26 protein-coding genes and 1 riboswitch are annotated in these 23,578 nt (G+C 68.6%); of the genes, 12 read left to right on the top strand and 14 right to left on the bottom strand.

Annotated features, from left to right (window positions below):
• Nucleotide 1: 1 nt before the first annotated feature.
• Both accB and aroQ read right to left on the bottom strand, forming a co-directional pair.
• A complete protein-coding gene (accB, locus tag ACU5AX_RS06455; RefSeq protein ID WP_446690108.1) occupies nucleotides 2-499 on the bottom strand; it encodes an acetyl-CoA carboxylase biotin carboxyl carrier protein in 498 nt (165 codons plus the stop codon).
• Nucleotides 500-513: 14 nt separating this feature from the next.
• Nucleotides 514-948: a type II 3-dehydroquinate dehydratase gene (gene aroQ, locus ACU5AX_RS06450; protein ID WP_446690107.1), complete on the bottom strand. Its 435-nt coding sequence runs from the start codon at nucleotides 946-948 to the stop codon at nucleotides 514-516.
• Nucleotides 949-1,076: 128 nt separating this feature from the next.
• On the opposite strand from aroQ, the gene thiS reads away from it, so the two are divergent.
• From thiS to ACU5AX_RS06435, 3 genes are all read left to right on the top strand, one after another.
• Nucleotides 1,077-2,084, top strand: a complete 1,008-nt coding sequence (gene thiS / locus ACU5AX_RS06445; RefSeq protein WP_446690106.1) for a sulfur carrier protein ThiS — start codon at nucleotides 1,077-1,079, stop codon at nucleotides 2,082-2,084.
• 138 nt (nucleotides 2,085-2,222) lie between these two features.
• The gene (locus ACU5AX_RS06440) at nucleotides 2,223-2,405 is read left to right on the top strand and encodes a CsbD family protein (protein ID WP_446690105.1); all 183 of its coding nucleotides are present in this window, start codon (nucleotides 2,223-2,225) and stop codon (nucleotides 2,403-2,405) included.
• An 88-nt stretch (nucleotides 2,406-2,493) separates the two neighbouring features.
• Nucleotides 2,494-2,778, top strand: a complete 285-nt coding sequence (locus ACU5AX_RS06435; RefSeq protein ID WP_446690104.1) for a hypothetical protein — start codon at nucleotides 2,494-2,496, stop codon at nucleotides 2,776-2,778.
• Between the two features lie 31 nt (nucleotides 2,779-2,809).
• Here ACU5AX_RS06435 and ACU5AX_RS06430 read toward each other — a convergent pair whose 3' ends face one another.
• From ACU5AX_RS06430 to ACU5AX_RS06390, 9 genes are all read right to left on the bottom strand, one after another.
• On the bottom strand, nucleotides 2,810-4,462 hold the full coding sequence (locus ACU5AX_RS06430; protein ID WP_446690103.1) for a thiamine pyrophosphate-binding protein: 1,653 nt from the start codon (nucleotides 4,460-4,462) through the stop codon (nucleotides 2,810-2,812).
• A gap of 41 nt (nucleotides 4,463-4,503) precedes the next feature.
• Entirely contained in the window at nucleotides 4,504-4,893 is a 390-nt protein-coding gene (locus tag ACU5AX_RS06425; protein WP_446690102.1) for a hypothetical protein, read from the bottom strand.
• A gap of 107 nt (nucleotides 4,894-5,000) precedes the next feature.
• The gene (locus ACU5AX_RS06420) at nucleotides 5,001-5,981 is read right to left on the bottom strand and encodes a type II secretion system F family protein (protein WP_198352140.1); all 981 of its coding nucleotides are present in this window, start codon (nucleotides 5,979-5,981) and stop codon (nucleotides 5,001-5,003) included.
• A 21-nt stretch (nucleotides 5,982-6,002) separates the two neighbouring features.
• Nucleotides 6,003-6,977 (bottom strand): type II secretion system F family protein, encoded by a 975-nt coding sequence (locus ACU5AX_RS06415; protein ID WP_198352141.1) that lies wholly within the window; start codon nucleotides 6,975-6,977, stop codon nucleotides 6,003-6,005.
• Nucleotides 6,978-7,018: 41 nt separating this feature from the next.
• A complete protein-coding gene (locus ACU5AX_RS06410; protein ID WP_446690101.1) occupies nucleotides 7,019-8,290 on the bottom strand; it encodes a CpaE/TadZ family protein in 1,272 nt (423 codons plus the stop codon).
• Between the two features lies 1 nt (nucleotide 8,291).
• Nucleotides 8,292-8,924, bottom strand: a complete 633-nt coding sequence (locus ACU5AX_RS06405) for a CpaD family pilus assembly protein (protein WP_446690100.1) — start codon at nucleotides 8,922-8,924, stop codon at nucleotides 8,292-8,294.
• Between the two features lie 22 nt (nucleotides 8,925-8,946).
• Nucleotides 8,947-10,482, bottom strand: a complete 1,536-nt coding sequence (locus ACU5AX_RS06400) for a type II and III secretion system protein family protein (protein WP_446690099.1) — start codon at nucleotides 10,480-10,482, stop codon at nucleotides 8,947-8,949.
• Between the two features lies 1 nt (nucleotide 10,483).
• On the bottom strand, nucleotides 10,484-11,557 hold the full coding sequence (cpaB, locus tag ACU5AX_RS06395) for a Flp pilus assembly protein CpaB (RefSeq protein ID WP_198352145.1): 1,074 nt from the start codon (nucleotides 11,555-11,557) through the stop codon (nucleotides 10,484-10,486).
• 60 nt (nucleotides 11,558-11,617) lie between these two features.
• Complete coding sequence (locus ACU5AX_RS06390; RefSeq protein WP_198352146.1) at nucleotides 11,618-12,079, bottom strand: A24 family peptidase; 462 nt, start codon at nucleotides 12,077-12,079, stop codon at nucleotides 11,618-11,620.
• A gap of 56 nt (nucleotides 12,080-12,135) precedes the next feature.
• Here ACU5AX_RS06390 and ACU5AX_RS06385 point away from each other — a divergent pair, with 56 nt between their 5' ends.
• Both ACU5AX_RS06385 and ACU5AX_RS06380 read left to right on the top strand, forming a co-directional pair.
• Nucleotides 12,136-13,125: an alpha/beta fold hydrolase gene (locus ACU5AX_RS06385; protein ID WP_446690098.1), complete on the top strand. Its 990-nt coding sequence runs from the start codon at nucleotides 12,136-12,138 to the stop codon at nucleotides 13,123-13,125.
• Nucleotides 13,115-14,209, top strand: a complete 1,095-nt coding sequence (locus tag ACU5AX_RS06380) for an NAD(P)/FAD-dependent oxidoreductase (RefSeq protein ID WP_446690097.1) — start codon at nucleotides 13,115-13,117, stop codon at nucleotides 14,207-14,209. Before ACU5AX_RS06385 ends, ACU5AX_RS06380 begins: the two co-directional genes overlap by 11 nt.
• A gap of 75 nt (nucleotides 14,210-14,284) precedes the next feature.
• Here ACU5AX_RS06380 and rnhA read toward each other — a convergent pair whose 3' ends face one another.
• Both rnhA and thrB read right to left on the bottom strand, forming a co-directional pair.
• On the bottom strand, nucleotides 14,285-14,743 hold the full coding sequence (gene rnhA, locus ACU5AX_RS06375) for a ribonuclease HI (protein WP_446690096.1): 459 nt from the start codon (nucleotides 14,741-14,743) through the stop codon (nucleotides 14,285-14,287).
• Nucleotides 14,740-15,684: a homoserine kinase gene (gene thrB, locus ACU5AX_RS06370; protein WP_446690095.1), complete on the bottom strand. Its 945-nt coding sequence runs from the start codon at nucleotides 15,682-15,684 to the stop codon at nucleotides 14,740-14,742. Before thrB ends, rnhA begins: the two co-directional genes overlap by 4 nt.
• Before the next feature lie 140 nt (nucleotides 15,685-15,824).
• Here thrB and ACU5AX_RS06365 point away from each other — a divergent pair, with 140 nt between their 5' ends.
• Nucleotides 15,825-16,247, top strand: a complete 423-nt coding sequence (locus ACU5AX_RS06365; RefSeq protein ID WP_446690094.1) for a hypothetical protein — start codon at nucleotides 15,825-15,827, stop codon at nucleotides 16,245-16,247.
• Between the two features lie 15 nt (nucleotides 16,248-16,262).
• Here the strand turns inward: ACU5AX_RS06365 and ispH are convergent, their stop codons facing one another.
• On the bottom strand, nucleotides 16,263-17,246 hold the full coding sequence (ispH, locus tag ACU5AX_RS06360; protein ID WP_446690093.1) for a 4-hydroxy-3-methylbut-2-enyl diphosphate reductase: 984 nt from the start codon (nucleotides 17,244-17,246) through the stop codon (nucleotides 16,263-16,265).
• Nucleotides 17,247-17,362: 116 nt separating this feature from the next.
• On the opposite strand from ispH, the gene ACU5AX_RS06355 reads away from it, so the two are divergent.
• The 6 genes from ACU5AX_RS06355 (at nucleotide 17,363) to ACU5AX_RS06330 (ending at nucleotide 23,502) form a co-directional block, all read left to right on the top strand.
• The gene (locus ACU5AX_RS06355) at nucleotides 17,363-17,998 is read left to right on the top strand and encodes a hypothetical protein (RefSeq protein WP_198352153.1); all 636 of its coding nucleotides are present in this window, start codon (nucleotides 17,363-17,365) and stop codon (nucleotides 17,996-17,998) included.
• An 81-nt stretch (nucleotides 17,999-18,079) separates the two neighbouring features.
• Nucleotides 18,080-18,171: riboswitch (glycine riboswitch) on the top strand.
• A 160-nt stretch (nucleotides 18,172-18,331) separates the two neighbouring features.
• Entirely contained in the window at nucleotides 18,332-19,525 is a 1,194-nt protein-coding gene (gcvT, locus tag ACU5AX_RS06350) for a glycine cleavage system aminomethyltransferase GcvT (RefSeq protein ID WP_446690092.1), read from the top strand.
• A gap of 1 nt (nucleotide 19,526) precedes the next feature.
• The gene (gene gcvH / locus ACU5AX_RS06345; RefSeq protein ID WP_198352155.1) at nucleotides 19,527-19,898 is read left to right on the top strand and encodes a glycine cleavage system protein GcvH; all 372 of its coding nucleotides are present in this window, start codon (nucleotides 19,527-19,529) and stop codon (nucleotides 19,896-19,898) included.
• Nucleotides 19,899-20,020: 122 nt separating this feature from the next.
• Complete coding sequence (gene gcvPA / locus ACU5AX_RS06340; protein WP_446690091.1) at nucleotides 20,021-21,379, top strand: aminomethyl-transferring glycine dehydrogenase subunit GcvPA; 1,359 nt, start codon at nucleotides 20,021-20,023, stop codon at nucleotides 21,377-21,379.
• Entirely contained in the window at nucleotides 21,376-22,950 is a 1,575-nt protein-coding gene (gene gcvPB / locus ACU5AX_RS06335) for an aminomethyl-transferring glycine dehydrogenase subunit GcvPB (RefSeq protein WP_446690090.1), read from the top strand. Before gcvPA ends, gcvPB begins: the two co-directional genes overlap by 4 nt.
• A gap of 36 nt (nucleotides 22,951-22,986) precedes the next feature.
• Nucleotides 22,987-23,502, top strand: a complete 516-nt coding sequence (locus ACU5AX_RS06330) for a CcdC protein domain-containing protein (protein ID WP_446690089.1) — start codon at nucleotides 22,987-22,989, stop codon at nucleotides 23,500-23,502.
• Nucleotides 23,503-23,578: the final 76 nt, after the last annotated feature.

The raw sequence follows: 23,578 nt of genomic DNA, 5'->3' as shown, positions 1-23,578 counted from the left end.
CTTACTCGACGACGACGAGCGGCTGGTCGAATTCGACCGGCTGGCCGTTTTCGACCAGGATCTGCTTGACGGTGCCGGCCGAGGTGGCGGTGATCGGGTTCATCACCTTCATCGCCTCGACGATCAGCAGCGTGTCGCCGGGCGACACGCTCTGGCCGACGCTGACGAACGGCTTGGCGCCCGGTTCCGCGGCAAGGTAGACGGTGCCGACCATCGGCGACTTGACCGCATTGGCAGAGACGGTCGGGGCAGGGGCGCCGGCCTCGGCGGTCGCCGGTGCGCTGGCGGCAGGCGCAGGCGCGGCGGCGGGCGCCGGCGCATAGTGGACGGCGGCCGCGGCCGCGGCGGCCTTGCGCGCGACGCGGATCTTGCGGTCGCCCTCTTCGACCTCGATCTCAGTCAGGTGGGTGGCGTCGAGCAGCTCGGCGAGCTGGCGCACGAGGTTGACATCGACCTGCATCGCGCCTCCCTGGGCGCCGTTCTGGTTGTTATCAGTCATGGCGGAGCCTCCTGTCAGAAGCGCGCGGCTGCTTCAAGCGCGAGGATGTAGCTCAAGGCACCAAAGCCCGCGATGGTTCCCTTGGCGGCCCGCCCGACGAAGCTCTCGTGCCGAAAGCTTTCGCGCGCGTGCGGATTGGACAGATGCACCTCGATCACGGGTGTCGTCACGCTCTTGATCGCATCGTGGATCGCCACCGACGTATGGGTGAAGCCGCCGGCGTTGAGCAGCACCGCCTTCGCCTGCCGCACCTGCGCCTCGTGCAGCCAGTCGACCAGATGCCCCTCGTGATTGGACTGGCGCATGTCGATCTCCAGACCCAGCTCGCGGCCGCGATCCTCCAGCTGCCCGGCGATGTCGTCGAGCGTGTCGTGGCCGTAGATGTCCGGCTCGCGCAGGCCGAGCAGGTTGAGGTTGGGGCCGTTGAGGACGAAGATGGTGTCGGACATGGCGGCGGGCTTACCGCCCTTTGCCGGCGGGTGCAAAACGGCGTGCCCCGCGTTGCGCGAACATCATCCCGCGCAGAGGTGGACACCGGGGCCAAGGCGCCTAGATGGGGCGGCAAGGAGTTCCGATTATGCCCCACACCGATGGCACCGTCTCGATCACCGTCAATGGCGAGCACAAGCGCGTCCCGGCCGGCCTTAGCCTCGCGCAGCTCGCCTCCGAGCTAGGGCTGGTGCCAGAGAAGGTCGCGGTCGAGCGCAATCTCGAGGTGGTGCCGCGCTCGACGCTGGCCGAAGTGTGCGTCGAGGATGGCGACGATATCGAGATCGTGCATTTCGTGGGTGGTGGCGATCACGCGCGGCCGATCGACGACGACAGCTGGACGGTGGCAGGCCGCACCTTCCGCTCGCGATTGATCGTCGGCACCGGCAAGTACAAGGACTTTGCGCAGAATGCCGCCGCGCTGGCGGCGAGCGGCGCCGAGATCGTCACCGTGGCGGTGCGGCGGGTCAACGTCAGCGATCCCAAGGCGCCGATGCTGACCGATTATATCGACCCCAAGAAAGTCACCTATCTGCCCAACACCGCCGGCTGCTTCACCGCGGACGAGGCGATCCGCACGCTGCGCCTGGCGCGCGAGGCCGGCGGCTGGGATCTCGTCAAGCTGGAGGTGCTGGGCGAGGCGAAGACGCTCTACCCCGACATGCGCGAGACGCTGAAGGCGACCGAGGTGCTGGTCCGCGAGGGCTTCAAGCCGATGGTCTATTGCGTCGACGATCCGATCGCGGCGAAGCAGCTGGAAGAGGCGGGTGCGGTGGCGATCATGCCGCTCGGCGCGCCGATCGGCTCCGGCCTCGGCATCCAGAACCGCGTCACCATCCGCCTGATCGTCGAGGGCGCCAAGGTGCCGGTGCTGGTCGATGCCGGCGTCGGCACCGCCTCCGATGCGGCGGTCGCGATGGAGCTGGGCTGCGACGGCGTGCTGATGAACACCGCGATCGCCGAGGCGAAGGATCCGGTGATGATGGCCGCCGCGATGCGCGCCGCGATCGAGGCCGGGCGGCTGAGCTATCGGGCCGGCCGCATGGGCCAGCGTCGCTACGCCGACCCGTCCAGTCCGCTCGCCGGCCTGATCTGAGCCGGCCCGCCGACGTTTCGTCGCAAATGGACGCTGTCTGTCGAGTTTGTCACGGAACCGGTACGAGGTCGAACCCGTTGTTCTTGCGGTAGATCAAGCGGTCCGATCCCCGGTCCGCATCAAGCGCAGGAGGCCGTGATGGGCGAGCTGACCGACAAGATCAAGGGCAACATCAACGAAGCGATCGGCAACGTCAAGGAAGCCATCGGCAACCACAACAACGACGCCGACATGGCCGCCGAGGGCAAGGCCCAGCAGGTCGAAGGCAAGGGCGAGCAGTTCAAGGGCAAGGTCAAGGGCGCGCTCGGCGACGACATCTGACCGTCCTGCCGGGCAACCGGATCAAGGGTCGTCCCGCCAGGCGCGGGGCGGCCCTTTTTCACACCAGACATCAAACAGGGGAAGAGACATGAAGAAGACGATGGCTGCGGCCGTGCTGGGTGCCATGGCGCTGTCGCTGGCCGCTTGCGGCGGCAACGGCGACGACAAACTCGCGAAGAACGTCGAAAAGGCCTATGACAATCGCGCCGACGCGATGGAGCAGGCGGCCGACAATATGAAGGATCAGGCCAAGCAGATCCGCAAGAGCGGCGAGCAGCAGGCCGATGCGATCGACGACGCCGACGTCAACGCCGCGGCGATGACCGATGCGCAGAAGACGGCGCTGATGAACGGGACCGAGAAGCTGCGCTAAGACCGCGGCCGGGCGGCGATCGTCGCGGCGTTTAGTTGCGTTGCGCGATCGCGCTCAACGTGGTGCCGGCGGTGATCACCTCGACATCGGTCTTGAGGTGGAGCAGGCGCACACCCGGCTCCGCCTGCGCGCGGCCCAGCGCTGCGGCGAAATCCTCCGTCCGCGTCACCGTCTCGGCCCAGCAGCCATAGGCGCGGGCGAGGGCGGCGAAATCCGGGTTGGCAAGCTGCGTCGCGGCGATCCGGCCGGGGAATTCCCGCTCCTGATGCATGCGGATCGTGCCATAGGCGCCATTGTCGACGACCAGCACGAGCAGCCGCACGTCGTGCTGGACCGCGGTCGCCAGTTCCTGCCCGTTCATCAGGAAGCAGCCGTCGCCCGCCAGCGCGACGACGCTGCGCTCGGGATGACGCAGCGCCGCGGCGATCGCGGCGGGCAGGCCATAGCCCATCGCACCGGCGGTCGGCGCCAGCTGCGTGCCTGGCGCCGCATAGGGCCAATAGCGATGCCACCAGCCGCTGTAATTGCCCGCGCCGTTGCAGATGATCGTATCGGCGGGCAATTGCTCGCACATCGTCGCGACACAGCGGCCGAGGTCCATCGCGACGCCGTCGCGCGCCGCCGGCGTCGACCAGGCGCGCCAGTCGGCATGCGCCTCCGCGCCGCCGGGATGCGGCGGTCCGTCCAGCGCGACCAGCGCCTCGGCGAATTCGGTCATGCCGGCGCAGATCGCCAGATCGGTCCGATAGGTGCGGCCCAGTTCCTCGGGATCGGGATGGACGTGGATCAGCCGTTGGCCGGGATGGTCCGGCGTGATCAGCGCATAGCCGTCGGTCGTCGCCTCACCGAGCCGTGGCCCGACGACGAGCAGCAGATCCGCCGCCTTGATACGGTCGACCAGCTGCGGATTGGGGCCATAGCCAAGGTTGCCCGCATAGCTCGGGCAGGCGTTCGGAATGGCGTCCTGCCGCCGGAATGCCGCCGCCACGGGCACGCCGGTCCGATCCGCCCACGCCGCAAAATCCTGCGCGGCGACGCTGTCCCAACCGGCGCCGCCGACGATCGCCACCGGCCGTTCGGCGGTGGCGAGCAGGTCGCCGAGCCGCTCGATCGTGTCCTCGTCACAGCCCTGACGGGTACGCTCGACCCGCGGGCGGTCGACCGCCTCGACCTCATCGAGCAGCATGTCCTCGGGCAGTGCGAGCACGACCGGCCCCGGCCGGCCGTTCATCGCGGTGGCATAGGCGCGCGCGACATATTCCGGGATGCGGCGCGCGTCGTCAATCCGCGCCGCCCATTTGGCGAGCGGCGCGAACATCGCCGCGAAATCGACCTCCTGAAACGCTTCGCGATCGCGGGTGCCGCGATCGACGTCGCCGATGAACAGGATCATCGACTGCGAATCCTGCATTGCGACATGAACGCCGATCGACGCGTTGGTCGCGCCCGGCCCGCGTGTGACGAAGGCGATGCCCGGCCGATGGCTGAGCGCGCCGTCGGCGCAGGCCATGAACGCCGCGCCACCCTCTTGCCGGCAGGTGACCGTGTCGATCTCCGGCGTATCGTGCAGCGCGTCGAGCACGGCGAGGAAGCTCTCGCCGGGCACGGTGAAGACGCGCTCGCATCCGTTCGCCAGCAATTGGTCGACGAGGATGCGGCCGCCGGTGCGAAGAGGCTGGGTCATGACGCGACCTTGACCGCTTTGCCGGCCCAAGTCGAGCGAGGTCAGCGCCAGTCGAACCAGCCGCGGTTGGCGTCACGCGGGGCGAAGGCCGGACGGGCGGCCCGCGCGGCCACCGGTTGCCGGCCGGTCAGCCGATCGGTCAGGGTCGGCCGTTCGGCGACGGCGCCATCCGTGGTCGTCACCACCGGCGCGGCGACCGGCTGCGCCTTGGCCAGGCGGCTGTTTTCCGCCTCCAGCTCGGCGATGCGGCGATTGGCCTCGGCGACCCGGGTATCAGTGTCGCGGCGATAGCCGGCATGCGCATCACGCTCGGTGGCGTAGCGCGTCTTCCACTTGCGGCCACCGGGATGGCTGGCGAGGCCGAACAGCCAGCCGGCGAACAGCGCCAGCGCGAGCGCGGCGAACTGGGTCGGGGTGGTGAAGAGCATCATGGTCCTCCCTGTTACGGGACGACAACGACGACCGGCGAGGTTGGTTCAAGCGCGACCCTCCCCGCACGCGGGGAGGATGCCGTGTGATGGGTTCGCCGTGACGGTGTTTAGAAGGCGTCGCTGATCGAACAGGCCGCCGGGCCCAGGATGACGATGAACAGCGTCGGCAGGATGAAGAGGATCAGCGGCACCGTCATGATCGCGGGCAGGCGCGCCGCCTTTTCCTCCGCGCGCATCATCCGCTCGTTGCGGAATTCCGCCGACAGGACGCGAAGGGCGGAGGCCAGCGGCGTGCCGTATTTCTCCGTCTGGATCATCGTCGTCGTGACGCCCTTCACCGCGTCCAGGTTGACGCGCATGGCGAGATTCTCAAACGCCTGCCGCCGTTCGGTCAGGAAGCCGAGCTCGATCGCGGTCAGGGTGAATTCGTCGCCCAGCTCGGGAAAGCCGCGGCCCAGTTCCTTGGCGACACGGTTGAACGCGGCGTCGACGGTCAGGCCCGCCTCGGCGCAGATCACCAGCAGATCGAGCGCGTCGGGCAGCCCCTTGCGGATCGCGTCCGATCGCTTGTTGATCTTGTTCTTGAGATAGATGTCGGGCGCTTTGTACGACAGCAGGAAGGTGACCGCGACGATCGCATAGCGTTTGAACGGCGAGTAATCGGCGAAGGTGTCGGTGCCGTAGACGAGAAAGACCGCGAGGCCGCCGAACACGATCGGCAGCGCCAGCCGGCCGAAGATCACCGCGACCGCCCAATCCTTCGACCGGATGCCGGCCTGCATCAGCTTGACCTGCGCGGTCTTGACCTGGCTGTCCTGCAGCACCTTCAGCGACGACAGGAAGCTGCGCATCTTGTCGGCAGTGTCGTTGCGCTGCACCAGCTTGGCGCGGCGCCGGGTCGAGGCGGTGATGCCCGCCTTCAGCTGTTCGCGCCGGTCGTTCAGCGCCTTGACACGCTTCGCCATCGGGTCGCTGACCGTCGTCGCCGCATAGATCGCGACCATCACCGCGAAGGCGGCGACGCCCGACAGGATCGTAGCGACCCACATGACGTCGACGCCGAGAAGGGTAGGGCCGGGTGCTTGCATGATGCGTCTCTTTCCAGCCCGTCAGATTTCGAAATTGACCATCTTGGCCATGATGAAGGCGCCGATGCTCATCCAGATCAGCCCGCCGATGCCGGCGATCATCAGCCGCTGGTCGACGAAGAAGTTCTGCATGTAGCTGGAATTGATCATCCAGATCATGCCGAAGACGATGAACGGCAGCGAGCCCACGATATAGGCCGAGGCCTTCGATTCCGACGACATCGCCTTGATCTTGAGCTTCATCTGGCTGCGCTGGCGGAGCACCGTCGCCAGATTGGCGAGGGTTTCCGCCAGATTGCCGCCGGTCTCGCGCTGAATGGCCAGCGTGATGACGAAGAACTGGAATTCCGGCGTGCCGAGCCGGTCGGCGGTGTCCTGCAGCGCGCCGTCCATCGATCGGCCGATCTTCATCTTGTCGGACACCATGCGGAATTCCTCGCCGACCGGACCATCGACCTCCTGACCGACGACGGTCATGGTCTCAGTCACCGGCAGGCCGGAGCGCAGACCGCGCACCAGCAGCTCGATCGCGTCGGGGAATTTGGCGGTGAACTTGGCGATGCGGCGCTGGATGAACTTGCCGACGACGAAGTGCGGAATGCCGCCGCCGACGATCGTGCCGATGAACAGGCCCAGGATGAGCGGCGCGCCGCGCAGCCATAACAGGCCGGCGGTCACCACCAGCAGGCCGACGCTGGCCATGCCATATTGGCCGACGGTCCAGTCCTTGCCGGTCATCGCCAGCCGCTTGGCGAGTTGCGCCGGATTCGGCAGCAGCTTGCCGAAGGCGATGTCGGTCTTGGTCTGTTCGCGACCGGCGGTGATGCGGCGCATCTGGGCATCGGCGATCGCCGCGCCCTCACCATGGCGCTCGCGCAACGCGGCGATGCGGCGGGATTGCGCCCGCTGCGGCGACGGGCCCGCGAACGCAAAGGCGAGCAGGCCGAGCACCGCCGCCGCGCCAAGCGCGATCAACAGCAGGGGCATCATGGTCATGGTCCCGTTCCGCGCTCCCTAAAGCCGATGCCGGCGGACGATCACTTGGCCGGGCGCTTGTTGAGCAGCGAGGCGATCAGCGACTTGCCCTTGGCGTTCTTGCCGCCCTTGGCCGGGCCAATGCTGTCGGCGATTTCGTCGTTCGCATTCAGCAGGCTGCCCGCCAGATCGACCAGCGGCGCCACCGTCTTCGAATTCTTGCCGGCCTCGGCCAGCGGCTTGCCGAGCTTCGCCGCCTGTGCCGCAAGTTTCTGGTCGAAGGGGACGACGTGATCGATCTTGCGCTCGATCGATCCTTCGAAATCCTTGCGGCTGATTTCGATCTGCGCGGTTGGATGCATGCGGTTGCAGACGACGGTGACCCGCGTCTGCGGCGCGTTCGTCTTCAGCCAGGACAGGATGCGGATCGTGTCGCGCGCCGCGGCAAGGGTCAGTTCGGTGACGATCACCGCGGTCTGGATGTCGCTGATCAGATGCGGGTGCTGGACCAGCATCGCGCGCGGCAGATCGACGACGGTGCATTCGAACGCGGCGCGCATCTCCTCCTGCAGTTGGTAGAAGGCGGCGCCGTCGGTCATCAGCGGGGCGTTGATCGGCGCTTCCGCCGAGAGCACGGCGAGCTTCTCCGACGCCTTGACCATCGCCCGCTCGATGAACAGGCCGTCGATGCGGCTCGGATTCTCGATCGCGTCGGTCAGGCCGCGGCCGGGCTCGAGGTCGAGCGCCAGCGCGCCGGTACCGAAGTGCACGTCCAGATCGAGCAACGCGGTCGACCGCTTCTCCTTTTCGCTGAGCAGCCAGGCGAGCGAGGTCGCCAGCGTCGAAGCGCCGACACCGCCGCGCGTGCCGATCACCGCGGTCGCGAGGTGCGGCCGGTCGGGTTCGGCGTCGATCGGCTTGGGCGCGTTGAGCATCGCCTGCGCATGGCCCAACGCCTCGCGCAGCATGTCCGGATGCACCGGCTTCAGCAGATAATCCTGGATGCCGCTGGCGACGAGGTCGCGGTACAGGCGCACGTCGTTGACCTGACCGGCGGCGATCACCACCGTGCCCGGTTCGCAGACCTCGGCGAGGGCGTTGATGTCGTTGAGCGGGTCGCCCGATTCGGCGAGGTCGACGAACAGGATCTGCGGGCTTGCCGACACGGACAGCGACTGCACCGCATTGCGCAGACCGCCCTTGTGGACCTTCTCGACCGCCCAGCCCAGTTCGGCGACGACCGGACGCAGCGTCTCGGCGGTGGTCTCGTCGCAGACATAGGCGGCGAACGGGTCGCGCAGGCCGGTGCTGCCGGGTTTCCAGGGTGCGTTCATCTTACTTCCCTCCCGCGCTGGCGGCCTGCAGGCCGCCGGCACCGGTCGGTGCCTTCTTGCGATAGGCGTCGACCGCCTTGCTGGTCAGCATCGGATCGGTGACCGGGCCGCTGTCGGCGCCGTGAACCAGATCGCTCGGCCGCGCGATCATCGCGGCGAGGTTGCTGTTGACCGCGCAACCATAATTGGACGAGGCATTGGCATCGAATTCGTTGCTGCTGTTGCGGCTCCAGTCCGGACAGCCCGGCACCGAAGCGCGCATCCGCGTCACCACCACGCGCACCGCGCCGGCCGCGACGGGGGCATTGGTGACGGGCGTGTCGGTCGACAGCAGCAGGCCGTAGCGCGCGACGACGCCGGCGACCTGGTCATGCGCGACGGGGGCGGCATAGCCCGGATCGTCGACGGCGACCACGTCGCCGAAGCCGAGGCGCATGCCGTCCATCCAGCCGGCGAGCCGGCGGTCCTCGCCGGGCGCCAGGGCGCTGCCGCGCACCGCCAGATCGAGGGCGTAGCTGGCGCGATCGACCACCGGCTGGTGGACCGACTCGACGCCGCGGTTTTCGGTGCCCATGCAGCCGCCGACGAGCAGCGCCGGGACCGCGAGGGACGCGAGGAGGAGCGAGCGGATCATGATGCGAGTGTCCTTCGCGCGCTTAGTTGGAGAAGCCGGGGGCGGGCACGGTGGCCGCCGCCTTTGACTTGCGGGTGGTGCGGGGATCGGCCGTCGCCGCCGCCGGGTCGCGTTGCGGCGTCGCCGGCACGCTGGCCGCCGCGCCGATCGTGGGGGCAGGGGCATAGCGGCCGGTCGCCATGGTCGGCACGGGTCGGCGGCCACCGCTGACGCCGGTGCCGACCTCACCCATCAGGATGCGCTGAGCGTCGGTGGGCGCGCGATAGCCGTCGCTGGGCAGCGCGACGTCGGCGGCGTTGTTGATCGGCTTGACCAGATAGGGGGTGATGATGATCACCAATTCGGTTTCGCTGCGCTGGAAGTTGTTCGAGCGGAACAGCGAGCCGATGATCGGCAGGTCACCGAGGAACGGCGTCTTGTCGATCGAATTGTTGTGACTGTTCTGCAGCAGGCCGCCGATCATCATGCTCTGACCCGAGCCGAGCTCGAGCGTGGTCTCCGCACGGCGGGTCGACAGGCCCGGCACGCGCGTGCCGTTCAGCGTCACCGCGTTTGAATAGTCGAGCTGCGACACCTCAGGCCGGACGCGCAGCGAGATGCGCCCGTCGGCAAGCACGGTCGGCGTGTAGGCAAGGCTGACACCATATTGCTTGTATTCGACCGACACGGTGCCGAGCGCCTGCGCGATCGGGATCGGCACCTCGCCACCGGCGAGGAACGTCCCCGTCTCACCCGACAGCGCGGTGAGATTGGGATTGGCGAGCGTCGTCACCTGGCCGAGCGTCTCGCCCAGGTCGATCGCCGACAGGATGTCGGTGCCGAGCAGGCGGCCGGCGATGCCAAGCGTCGTGCGATTCGCGCCCGTGGTGAAGGTCGAGGTCTTCGCGCCCGTCGTCGCATCGTAGCTGATCGTGCCGGCCGACGCGGTTGACGAGTCGCTGCCGAACAGGAAGCCGCCGCCTGGACGGTCGCTGGTCGTCAGGCGGACGCCGACGTTCTTGATGAAGGTGCGGCTGACCTCGGCGAAGCGGACCTGCAGATTAACCTGCAGCGGCGTCGCGGTCTTCAGCCGCGACAGGACCTTGGTGCTGTCGCCGACATAGGCCTGGACCAGCCGTTCCGCCTCCGCCGCGTCGCCGGGGCTGGCGATCGTGCCGGTCAGCAGGACGAGGCCGTTCATCGGCGTCGCGACGATCTGCGCCTCGGGCATCGCCAGCCGCAGCATCGCGCCGATCGAGTCGTAATTGTTCCCGACGCGGACCGTGCTGGCATAGACGACGGCGCCGCCCTTGGTGGTCGCCGAGATCGTCGTCTCGCCGGGCTTCTTGCCGAAGATGTACAATTGGGTGGGCGAGCGGACCTGCACGTCGGCGACGCCGTCGTCGGCGACGAAGACGTCGGTCATCGGCCGGGGCAGCGTCACCAGCCGGCCGCGGCCGGTGTTGACCTGCACCAGACCCGAACCGGTCACCGGGGCGGGCGTCGTCGGCCGCGCGCCGGTCGGGGCCGCTGCCGCGCCGGCCAGCGCGATCGTCAGCGGAATGAAGAGCGTGCGCATGTTACTTGTTCCCCCCGACCGGCACCACGGTCACAGAATTGCCGCGCGCGACGCGCACCACCGGCCCCGTCGGGACGCCGGCGGCGGCACCGCCCGCCACGGTCGCATTGGGCGCCCCCGGGGCGCCGCCGGGCATCGGCACGCCCGCGGTATTGACGCCGCCGGCAACGGCGGAGCCGGACGCCTTGGCCGGCACGGTCGACCGCTGGAAGCGCGACACGTCACCGCCGGTGGCGAAGGTCGAATTGCCGACCTGCGGCTGGCTGGCGACGGCAAGCATCATCGCCTTTTCGGCCTTGGCATCGCCGTTCGCCGGCACCTTGACGCCGCCGTTGGCGATCGCTTCCTCGAGCTCGGCGGGGCTGTCCGCCAGGCTGCGCAGCGACAGTGACAGGTCGCCTAGTGTCTTGGCCACCGCGATCTGCTCCGCCATCTTGGGCGTCGCTTCGAAGGTGACGTTGGAATAGTTGCTGACCTTGGTCTTGCCGTCCTCGCCGACGACATTGTCGGTGCGCTGGTCGGTGGCGAGCACGCGGATATTGCGCATGATCGTTTCCGACACCTTCAGCGGGGCGCCATCGCCGCCGCCGGCCACCGACTGGGTGAGGACGAGGTCGACGCGGTCGCCCGGGAAGACGAAGCCCGCCACCGCCGCCTGGCCCGACACGCTGACCGTCACGGCGCGCATGCCTGGCCCGAGCGCCGCGGCGAGAAAGCCGCGATCGCCCGGCTTGACCAGCGCGCCGGTGGTCACCGGCTGGCCTGCGGTGATGGCATTGCGCACCACCGTGCCCTGCAGCGTTTTGAGATCGGTCGTGCCCTTGATATAATAAGCACCGTCGACCAGGTCCTTCGGCCATGGCTGGAACTTCAGCGCGGTGGCGTCGAGGATCGTGCCGACGGGCAGGGCGCGGGTCGCGACCAGCACTTCGGGGCCATCGATCACGGGCGCCGGCTGACCCATGGCGGATGCCTGGGGCGTGGCGGCGCCGCTGATCAGCGTCTTGGCGAAGAATGCCGTGATGCCGGCGACCAGCAAGGCGCCCACCAGCAAAACGAGCTTGCGACTATCCATTGTACTTGGGGCCTTTCAGCGCACCGGCAGTTGAACCGGCATCACATTGCATTGGAACGGTTAAAATCCGGTTGGCGATATTGTGAGCAGCGCCGCGGCGGCGATGGCGACGCCATAGGGCACCTCCACCGCACCCGACCGGCGGCGCAATTTGCTGTCGACGAGCATCAGCGCGGTGATTACGCCCCCGGCCAGCGCCATCAGCATCAGCATGTTGAGCAGCGCGCCCGCCGGCAGCCAGAGCGCCAGCGCGGCGATCATCTTGACGTCGCCGCCGCCCATCCAGCCGGCCGCGAAGACGCCCGCGAAGATCAAGAAGACGGCGAGGCCGATACCCAGCTGCCAGGCGACGTCGCCCAAGCCGAGGCCGTTGGCATACCACCAGAGCGGCGCGGCGAGCGCGATGGCGGCATTCTTCCAATTGGCGATCTCGCGCCGGCGTGCATCCTCGACACCCGCCGCGATCAGCAGCAGAGCGAGCGCGCCGGCCAGCGCCACGGCAAGAAGTTGATGCCACCCCATGACCCGTGACAGGTAGATGATATGGCTTGCGAAAACGTAACCACGACGCGCCGCCGATGAACCGGACCCGGACGATCGCCGATGCGGACGTCGATTCGGCCCGCGCGCTGCGGCGATCATGGCCGGCGGGATCGACCCTGTCGTGCTGGACCGCGCCCGACGGCTGGGCGCACCGCCGCTTCGACTGGCCCCATCCCGATCCGCGCGGCCGCGTGCTGGTGCAGGGCGGGCGCGCGGACATCATCGAGAAGTTCCTCGAGGTGATCCACCATCTTCACGACCGCGGCTGGTCGGTAACCGCGTTCGACTGGCGCGGGCAGGGCGGGTCCGGGCGGCTCGCCGCCGATCCGCGCGTCGGCCATGCCGCCAGCTTCCTGCCGTGGATCGCCGATCTCGATGACTTCTGGCGGCAATGGCGCGCGGAAGCGGACGGGCCGGCGGCGCTGCTCGGCCATTCGATGGGCGGGCATCTCGCCTTGCGGGCGCTGATTGAGCGACGGATCGATCCCGATTCGCTGGTGCTGGTCGCGCCGATGCTCGGCGTCCGCTCGCCGGTCGGCGCGCGGATCGGCGGCTGGCTGGCGCGACTGATGACCATGGCCGGCGATCCGGCCCGCCCCGCCTGGAAGGTACGCGAGGATGCGCGCTCGAGCGGCCATCGCCAGCGGCTGCTGACCCATTCGGCCGATCGCTACGCCGACGAGGCCTTCTGGTACGGCCAAGCACCCGATCTGCTGCTCGGCCCGCCGAGCTGGGCCTGGGTGCGCGAGGCGCTGGACGCCTGCGCGCGGCTGCAGCGCGACCCACGGTTGGCGCAGGTGACGACGCCGACGCTGATGCTGGTGGCGGAGGCGGACGGGCTGGTCGACGCGGCGGCGGCGATCCGCGTCGCGGCGAAGCTGCCCGATTGCCGGCTGGAGCGGTTCGGCGCCGAATCGGCGCACGAGATATTGCGCGAGGATGACGCGGTGCGCCGGCGCGCCTATGGCCTGATCGATGCCTTCCTCGCCGACCCCCATTCGTTGACCGTGCCGCATGATCCATGACGTCGCGATCGTCGGTGCGGGCATCGCCGGGGCCAGCCTTGCTGCGGCGATCGGCGATGCCGCGCGCGTGCTGCTACTCGAGGCGGAGGACCGACCGGGCTATCATGCCACCGGCCGCTCCGCGGCCTTCTGGTCGGAAACCTATGGCGGCCCGGCGATTCAGCCGCTGACCAGCGCGTCGGGCGCGACGCTGCGCGACGGCGGTTACCTCGATCCGCTCGGCTCGCTGCACATCGGCCGGGCGCAGGACGCGGCGGCGGCCGAGGCCTTTCTCACCGCCTTTGCCGGATCGGGCGTCGCGCTCGACACGGTCGATCCGGCCGGCGTCGTGCCGCGGCTGCGACCCGGCTGGACGATCGGCATCGCCGAGCCGACCTGCGCCTATATCGACGTCGCGGCATTGCATGGCGATTACCTCGCCGCCGCGCGACGGAGCGGCGGCACCCTGGTCACCTCGGCCGTCCTTCGTGGCGCCGCGCGGCAGGACGGCGTCTGGCGACTCGACACGGCGGCCGGTCCTTTCGCCGCGCGACTGCTGGTCGACGCGGCAGGTGCCTGGGCCGATGGAATCGCCCGACTCGCCGGCGTGCCGCCGCTCGGCATCACGCCGCACCGGCGCACGATGGTGCAATTGCGCACCGATCCTGCACCGCCGCCACGCCTGCCCCTGGTCGAGGACATCGCCGGCAGCTTCTATTTCAAGCCGGAGGCGGGTGGCCGGCTGTGGCTGACCCCCAGCGACGAAACGCCGAGCGACCCGTGCGACGCCGCGGCGGAGGAGATCGACGTCGCGGTCGCGATCGACCGGTTCGAAGGCGCGGTCGACTGGCGCGTCGCCGGACTGGAACGGCGCTGGGCCGGGCTGCGCAGTTTCGCGCCCGACCGGTTGCCGGTCTATGGGTTCGATCCCCGCATGCCGGGCTTCTTCTGGTTCGCCGGTCAGGGTGGCTTCGGCATTCAGACCGCGCCGGCAGCGGCAGCGCTGGCGGCGGCGCTGCTGCTCGACCGGGCGCCACCCGCCTTCGTCGGTGCGATCGACGTCGACCGCTACGCGCCGACCCGCTTCACGGATGTGTCCGGCTGATCGATCGGACTCGTCCGGGATCGGGCGGCGCCCTTAAGCCGTCATCCGCCGGCCCGACGTGTCAGGCCGCAAAGATCAGGCGGCTGGCTTCCCCGCCGCGATCGCCGCGTCACTCGCCAATTTGTCGGCGCGTTCATTGTCGGGATGGCCGGCATGGCCCTTCACCCAGATCCATTCGATCTCGTGCCGCTGGGTCGCGGCGAACAGGGCCTGCCATAGTTCGGCATTCTTCACCGGCTTCTTGTCCGCGGTCTTCCAGCCGTTCTTGCGCCAGCCGTGGATCCAGCGTGTCAGGCCGTCCATCACATATTTGCTGTCGGTCGACAGCTTGACGTGGCAGGGGCGGGTCAGCAGTTCCAGCGCCTTGATCGCGGCGGTCAGCTCCATGCGGTTGTTGGTGGTCATCGGCTCGCCGCCGGACAGTTCCTTTTCATGGCTGCCGAAGCGCAGCACCGCGCCCCAGCCGCCGGGCCCCGGATTGCCCTTGCACGCGCCGTCGGTGGCGATCTCGACCAGGCTGGTCGGCGTCGTCATGCGAACGCCTCCGGATGGGCGTCGTACCAGTCGAGCCGGCGCAGGTAGGCGAGCGGGTCCTTACGCGTCACCAGCGCATCGGCGGGCGTGTTGAGCCAGTCCCAGGCGCGGGTCAGCAGGAAGCGGATGCAGGCGCCGCGTGCCAGCACCGGCAGTGCGGCGCGCTCTTCCGTCAGCAGGCGCGGGCCGTAGCCGGTCATCAGTGAGGCGCCGACACCGGGAAGTGGCGTGCCGACGGGATCGAAAGCCCAGGAGGTGTGCATCACGGCGACGTCATAGGCTCGCAAGTCGCGGCAGGCGAAGTAGAAATCGATGAGCCCGGTGACCTGTGCGGCGAGCATCAGCACATTGTCGGGGAACAGGTCGGCATGGATGACGCAGGCGGGCAGGTCGTGCGGCCATGCCGCCTCGACGTCCGCCAGCGCGGCATCGACGCGGGCGAACAGACCGGGCGCGATGGTGTCGAGGTCGCCGCCGCAGCGGTCGAGCAGCGGCCGCCAGGCGGCGACCCCCAGGCTGTTGGGCCGCCCGCCGTCGAAATCGGCGACCGCGGCGTGCAGATCGGCGAGCGCGGCGCCGGCGGTACGGGCCTGGGCGGGGGTGGGGCGGGTCACCGACACCCCGGGCAGGAACTGGATCAGGCAGGCCGGCCGGCCCTCCAGCGTCTGGATCGCGATGCCGTCGCGGTCGCGGATCGCCGGCGGCACCGGCAGCCCGCACGCCGCGAGATGGTCGAGCAGCGCCATGAAGAAGGGCAGGTCGCCGGCATCGACGCGCTTCTCGTAGAGCGTCAGGATGAACCGGCCATCACTGGTGTCGACCAGATAATTGCTGTTCTCGACGCCCTCGGCGATGCCCTTGGCCGACACCAGGGCGCCGACGTCATAGCGTTCCAGAAAGCGGCCGAGCGCCTCCGCCGAGACCTGCGTATAGACTGCCATGCCACTCCCTGCCCCGATCCTGCACCTCCTGCCCGCCGCCGCGCCGGAAGGAAAGGGCAGGATGACGCGCTATTCACTGGCGCCTTGGATTGTCCCCTGCCTACAAGCCCTTGGTCGTCCACGACACGAAGGAAGCCGCCATGCCGATCGCGTTCCTGCTCGCCACGCTCGCCGCTCAGACCGCCGCCGCACCTGCGGTGCTCGATCCGCCCGCCGCGATCGCTCTGGCGGAGGCGCATCCCGAACGGGCGAACAGCGGCACCTTCCGCATGACGGTCGCCGCCACCGATCGCAATTTGAAGGCGGTGTTCCTGAACTCCGCCCCCGACTATCGCGGGGCCGACGACGTCACCTTCTCGATGCGACCGATCGTCGCGAAGATGCTGGAGAAAAAATACGGCCAGCCGCCCGAAACCTATCTCAAAGGCAAGACGGTGACGGTGCGTGGTCGCATCCGCGCGCGGCCGATCGCCAATCTCGTGGTCGGACGGCCGCGTTCGCTGGCGCGCTACCAGCACAGTGTCGAGATCGACACCATCGACCAGATCGTCGCCATCGACTGACCCGGATCCGCCACCTCAAGCCGCTGCTTCGAGCCCGCGCGGCAGCTTGAAGGCGATCGTCTCCCGCGTCGTCTCCTCTTCCCGTTCCGTGACGTCGAAGCGGGTGGCGAGACGGTCGACCAGTTCGCGGACCAGCAGTTCGGGCGCGGAGGCGCCGGCGGTGATGCCGAGCGTGCCGACCCCGTCGAGGAACGCCCAGTCGAGATCGTCGGCGCGCTGGATCAGCCGTGCCGGCGTCCCCTCGCGCTCCGCCACCTCGACCAGCCGCAGCGAGTTGGACGAATTGGGCGCGCCGATGACCAGCAAGGCGTCGCACGATGCCGCGATCACCTTCACCGCTGCCTGACGGTTCGATGTGGCGTAGCAGATGTCCTCGCCCCGCGGGCCCTGGATAGACGGGAACTTATGCTGCAGTGCAGCAACAACCGCCGCCGTGTCGTCCACCGATAGCGTTGTTTGCGTGAGGAATGCGAGGTTTGACGGATCGACCGGGGTGAAGGCGGCGACGTCCTCGACCGTCTCGATCAGCGACATGGCGCCAGCCGGCACCTGACCCAGCGTGCCGATCACCTCCGGATGGCCGGCGTGGCCGATGAACACGATGTGCCGGCCTGCATCGACATGCCGTTCCGCCTGGCGATGCACCTTGGAGACCAGCGGGCAGGTAGCGTCGAGATAGTCGAGGCCACGATCTTGCGCCGCGGCGGGTACCGACTTGGGCACGCCGTGCGCGGAAAAGACCACCGGCTTGCCGTCGGGCACCTGATCCAGTTCCTCGACGAACACGGCGCCCTTCGCCTTCAGCGTGTCGACGACGAACTTGTTGTGGACGATCTCGTGACGGACATAGACCGGCGCGCCATGCTTCTCGATCGCCAGTTCGACGATGCGGATGGCGCGGTCGACACCGGCGCAGAAGCCGCGCGGCGCCGCGATCAGCAGTTCGAGCGCGGGTTTGTCGCCGGCGGGCGCCGGAGCGGTCGGAACGATGGAGGCCATGGCGCACGCTCTACGCGATTGCTTGCGTGCACGAAAGGCGCTTCCTATGGTGCGCGCCGCTTGGCCGGGGCGACCCGGTCTGATGTGTCGCCCGTTCGAAAAGGTACGCGTTCACCGTGAAAAGCTCGCTTCTCGCCCCTTGCGCCCTCGCGCTCGTCCTCGGCGGCTGCGCCGGCAAGGGCGAGGTGGTGGAAGGCGGAATCTCGGCCGTGCGCTCGGCCTGTCCGACCGTCGGCGTCGCCGCGGGGACCGGCGACGTCACGCTGTTCGATCCGGCGACCAGCCAGGATGCCAGCGCGATCGATGTCGTTGCCGACATGACCAACGTCCGCGGCACGTGCAACGATGCTGGCGAGCAGATCGCGACGACGGTGACGTTCGAGGTGCTCGCCCGCCGCACCCGCACCGACTCGGCGCGCGACGTCACGCTGCCCTTCTACATTGCGGTGGTGCGTGGCGGGACGCAGGTGACGGCGAAGCGGATCGGCCAGGTCCGCGTCCACTTCGACGCCGGGCAGGCGCGCGCGCAGGCGACCGGGCAGGCCTCGACCCAGGTGGCGCGTGCCGCCGCGACGCTGTCCGACGACGTGCGCCGCGAGCTGACCAAGAAGCGCAAGGCCGGTGAAGAGGATGCGGCGACCGATCCGTTGAGCCGGCCCGATATCCGCCAGGCGGTGCTGAGCGCCTCGTTCGAGGCCTTGGTCGGGTTCCAGTTGACGAACGACCAGCTGAAATACAACGCACAACGCTGAACCGTCGATCGGTCGTTTGCCGATTGACTTGGCACGGGCGCGCAGTCAGAGCGGGGCCAAGTCGATGCGGGTCAACCCGCATAGGCGCGCGCGGGAGAGAGCCTTCGTGAAGGGGGCCGCCGAAGGAGCAACCACCCCGGAATCTCTCAGGCACACGGGACCGCGCGACCGCCATCGACACTCTGGAAAGCGCCCCTTTCAGGGGCCACCGAAGGGGTAAGCCCGCACGGCGCGCCGGCGCGGGTCAAAGCTCTCAGGTTCCGTGACAGAGGGGGTTTCCGACAGGACGCGGCACGTCGCCGCGGCCTGTTGCCCTTTTGAAAGGCCCGGGTGATGAGCGACGCGGTGATCGAACAGGCGCAGGACGCCGAACTGGAACGGCTCGACGGCGAAGCGGACGAGCCCGCGATCCAGCATCTTCCCCTCGACGGCTGGCATCGCGCCCGCGGCGGCCGCATGGTGCCCTTCGCTGGCTATGAGATGCCCGTCCAATATGAGGGCATCATGGCCGAGCATCTGTGGACGCGTGAGAATGCAGGCCTGTTCGATGTCAGCCACATGGGGCAGGTCGGCCTGACCGGTGACGGCGTGGCTCAGGCGCTCGAGACGGTGCTGCCGGGCGACGTGGCCGGACTCGCGGCGGGCAAGATGCGCTATTCGCTGCTGCTCAACAGCGAGGGCGGCATCCTCGACGACCTGATGGTCACGACGCTGCCCGAAGGGCATCCGTTCGGCGAGGCGAGCCATTACATGGTCGTCAACGGCGCGACCAAATATGATGACGTTGCCTATTTGCTCGACGTGCTGCCCGAGGACGTCGTCATCAACCTCATGGACGAGCAGGCGCTGCTCGCGTTGCAGGGGCCGAAGGCAGTCGACGCTCTGGTGCGCGTTGTGCCCGGCGTAAATACGCTGGTGTTCATGACCGCCGGCGCGTTCAGCTGGAACGGCACGCCGCTGTGGATCAGCCGTTCGGGCTATACGGGGGAGGACGGTTTCGAGATCTCGCTGCCGGCCGACAGCGCGGAAGGCTTCGCCACCGCGGTCTGCGCGCAGCCAGAGGTCAAGCCGATCGGCCTGGGCGCGCGCGACTCGCTGCGTCTCGAGGCCGGCTTGCCGCTCTATGGCCACGATCTCGATCCGGAGACGACGCCGGTGATGGCCGATCTCGGATTCGCGCTATCCAAGCGGCGTCGCGAGGCGGCGGACTTCGCTGGCGCCGCACGCATCCTCGACGAGCGGGCGAGCGGCCCGGCGGTGAAGCGCGTCGGCCTGTCCGTCGCCGGGCGCCAGCCGGTCCGCGAGGGCGCGAGCGTCGTCGACGCCGACGGCGCCATCATCGGCCGTGTCACCTCGGGCGGCTTTGCGCCGAGCGTTGGCGCGCCGATCGGCATGGCCTATGTGCCCGCCGTGCTCGCCACGCCGGGCACCCAGCTCAAATTGATCCAGCGGGGTAAGCTCCACGACGCTACCGTCGCGGCGATGCCCTTCGTTCCCCACCGCTATATCCGTGCAGGAGCCAAGTGAGATGAGCCGTTACTTCACCGAAGACCATGAGTGGATCGACGTCGACGGCGAGACCGGGACGGTCGGCATTTCGGATTACGCCCAGGGCCAGCTCGGCGACATCGTGTTCGTCGACGTGCCTGAAGAGGGCAAGCAACTGAGCAAGGGCGACGAGGCCGCGGTGGTCGAGTCGGTCAAGGCCGCGTCGGACGTCTATTCGCCGGTGTCGGGTCATGTCATCGAGGGCAATGCCGCGCTCGGCGACGATCCGTCGCTGGTCAATTCCGATCCGGAAGGCGACGGCTGGTTCTTCAAGATCACGCTGACCGATTCGTCGGAGCTCGAGGATCTGATGGACGAGACCGCCTACGAGGCGTTCGTCGCGAAGCTGTGATTGATCAAGCCCCTCCCCATCAGGGGAGGGATTGGGGTGGGGCGCCTCCACGGGCGATGGCGTTCGGGGCGAAACCCCACCCCTTGCTCCTCCCCTGAAGGGGAGGGGTTGAGGAGTAACGAATGCGCTACCTGCCCCTGACGTCCCCTGACCGCGAGGCGATGCTCGCGACGATCGGTGTCCATCACATCGACGAACTGTTCGTCGACGTGCCCGAGGCGGCGCGCCTGGACGGGCCGATCGCCGGCCTGCCGCTGCATGCCAGCGAATTGTCGGTCGAGCGGCACATGACCGCGCTTGCCCGCAAGAACATGGTCGCTGGCGAAGTGCCCTTCTTCCTCGGCTGCGGCGCCTATCGGCACCATGTGCCAGCCTCGGTCGACCATCTGATCCAGCGTGGCGAGTTCCTCACCGCCTACACGCCCTACCAGCCGGAGATCGCGCAGGGCACGCTGCAGATGCTGTTCGAGTTCCAGACGCAGGTCGCGCGGCTGCTCGGCACCGACGTTGCCAACGCCAGCATGTACGACGGCTCGACCTCCTGCTGGGAGGCGATCGGCATGGCGCGGCGCATCACCAAGCGGGCCAAGGCGATCCTGTCGAGCGGGTTGCATCCGCATTACGTCAGCGTCGCCAAGACCATGGCGAAGTACACTGGCGATGCGCTGGAAACCGCCTTGCCGACCCTGAGCGCGGATGCTGACGTCGATGCGCTGGTCGCGGCGATCGACGACGACACCAGCTGCGTCGTGGTGCAATATCCCGACATCCTCGGCCGCATCGCCGACCTGCAGCCGCTCGCCGACGCCTGTCATGCCAAGAAGGCGCTGCTGATCGCGGTCGTCACCGAGCCGGTGGCGATGGGGGCGGTCAAGGCGCCGGGCGAGATGGACGCGGACATCGTCGTCGGCGAGGGCCAGTCACTGGGCGTCGGCCTGCAGTTCGGCGGCCCCTATGTCGGCCTGTTCGGCTGCAAGGACAAATATGTCCGCCAGATGCCCGGCCGTTTGTGCGGCGAGACGGTCGATGCCGACGGCAAGCGCGGCTTCGTGCTGACGCTGTCGACGCGCGAGCAGCATATCCGCCGCGAGAAGGCGACCAGCAACATCTGCACCAACTCGGGCCTGTGCGCGCTGGCCTTCTCCATCCACATGACGCTGCTCGGCGAGGCGGGGCTGCGCCGACTGGCGGGGATCAACCATGCGCAGGCGTGCCGCGCCGCGGAGCGGCTGGCGCAGGTGCCCGGCGTGCGGGTGGTCAACGACACCTTCTTCAACGAGTTCACGCTCGACCTCGGCAAGGAGGCGCGGCCGATCGTGCGGACGCTCGCCGACCGCGGCGTGCTGGCCGGCGTCTCGCTCGGCCGGCTCTATCCGGGCGAGGCCAGCCTGGCCAACGGACTGGTGGTCGCGGTGACGGAGACGGTGACCGACGAGGATATCGAGGCGCTGGCCACGGCGCTTGAGGAGGTGCTGGCATGACGATCAACCAGAGCGGCTGGAAGCCGACCGCGCCCGAGGCAAAGGACGGCGGGGCGCCGGCGACCTTCACCGGCAATCGCGCGCTGATGCTGGAAGAGGCGCTGATCTTCGAGATCGGTGACGACAAGACGACCGGCGTCGACTTCCCGGCCGGCGACGTGGCCGGATCGCGGCTCGGCGATCTGACGCGCAAGGCGCCGATCGGCCTCCCCGGCCTGTCGGAGCCGGAGACGATTCGTCACTACACCCGCCTCAGCCGCCAGAATTACGCGATCGACCTCGGCCTGTTTCCGCTCGGCTCGTGCACGATGAAGCACAACCCGCGGCATAACGAGAAGATGGCGCGGCTGCCCGGATTTGCCGACGTTCACCCGCTGCAGCCGGTCGACACCGTGCAGGGTGCGCTGGGCGTGATCAACGAGCTCGCCTTCTGGCTGATCGAACTGACCGGCATGGAAGGCGTCGCGATGAGCCCCAAGGCGGGCGCGCATGGCGAGTTGTGCGGCATACTGTGCATCAAGGCGGCGCTGGAGAAGCGGGGCGAGGGGCATCGCAAGGTGGTGCTGGTGCCGGAGAGCGCGCATGGCACTAACCCCGCCACCGCCGCCTTCGCCGGCTTCACGGTCGAGGACATTCCGGCGACGGCCGACGGCCGGGTCGACCTGGCGGCGCTGGAGGCGCGGCTGGGTCCCGACGTGGCGGCGGTGATGATCACCAACCCGAACACCTGCGGCCTGTTCGAGCGCGACCTCAAGAAGATCAGCGATGCGGTGCATGCCGCGGGCGGCTACGTCTATTGCGACGGCGCCAACTTCAACGCGATCGTCGGACGGGTGCGGCCGGGCGACCTCGGCGTCGACGCGATGCACATCAACCTGCACAAGACCTTCTCCACCCCGCACGGCGGCGGCGGGCCGGGGTCGGGGCCGGTGGTTTTGTCCAAGGCACTGGCACCGTTCGGGCCGCTGCCGTTCACCGCGCGCCATGGCGACGGCCATATCCAGCTAGTCGAGGAGGAGACGGCCGGCGACGATCATCCCGATACGTTCGGGCGGATGACCGCCTTCCACGGCCAGATGGGCATGTTCACCCGCGCGCTGACCTATATCCTCAGCCACGGTGCCGACGGCCTGCGCCAGGTCGCCGAGGATGCGGTGCTCAACGCCAATTACATCCTGCGCAGCCTCGAGGACACGCTCGACGCGCCGTTTGCAGGCAGCGGCCCGTGCATGCACGAGGCGATCTTCAGCGATGCCGGCCTAGCCGAGGGCTTCTCGACGATCGACATCGCCAAGGCGCTGATCGACGAAGGCTTCCACCCGATGACCATGTATTTCCCGCTGGTCGTCCACGGCGCGATGCTGGTCGAGCCGACGGAGACCGAGTCGAAGGCGGGGATCGACCAGTTCGTCGGTGCACTGCGATCGGTGGCGGAACGGGCCAAGGCGGGCGACCAGAGCCTGAAGACCGCGCCGCATTTCGCACCACGGGCCCGGCTGGACGAGACGCTGGCGGCGCGCAAGCCGGTGCTGGTATGGAAGGAACGGCCGCTGGCGCAAGCCGCGGAGTGACGCTAGCCTCCACCCCGGTAACAGGGGTGGGGACTCATGCAGACACACGATACGCAAGGATGGATCAGCTACGCCGTCACCGCCGTGATCATCGCGGTGGTGATGGCGCTGCGCTGGCGGCGCATGCAGCGGGTGAAGCCGCTGAAGCTGGAGCGGCTGTGGATCGTGCCCGCCCTCTATGCCGTGGCGCTGGTCGCGACCTTCTCCGCCAAGCCGCCGCATGGCCTCGCCTGGCTGTTCTGCCTGATCGCGCTCGGCCTCGGCGCGGCATTGGGCTGGCAGCGCGGCAAGATGATGCGGCTGACCGTCGACCCGGAGACGCATAGCCTCAACCAGACGGGATCGCCGGCGGCGATGCTGTTCCTGCTGGCGCTGGTCGCGGTGCGCACCGGCGCGCGGCAGGTCGCCGGCGTCGAGGGCGCGGCGATGGGCTTCGATCCGATGGCGGTGACCGACATGCTGATGGCGCTGGCGCTCGGCCTGTTCACCGCGACCCGGATCGAGATGTACCTGCGCGGCAAGCGGCTGCTCGCCGAGGCTGTGCGCCCCTGACCGCACATCGCTCGGTGACGGCGCCTGCCGTCGGGCCGGGGCGGCGAGCAAAGTTGACGAAGTTCGCGCATAGACG

Source organism: Sphingomonas benefaciens (genome assembly GCF_052907485.1).
This window is presented reverse-complemented; position numbering and strand designations above follow the sequence as displayed.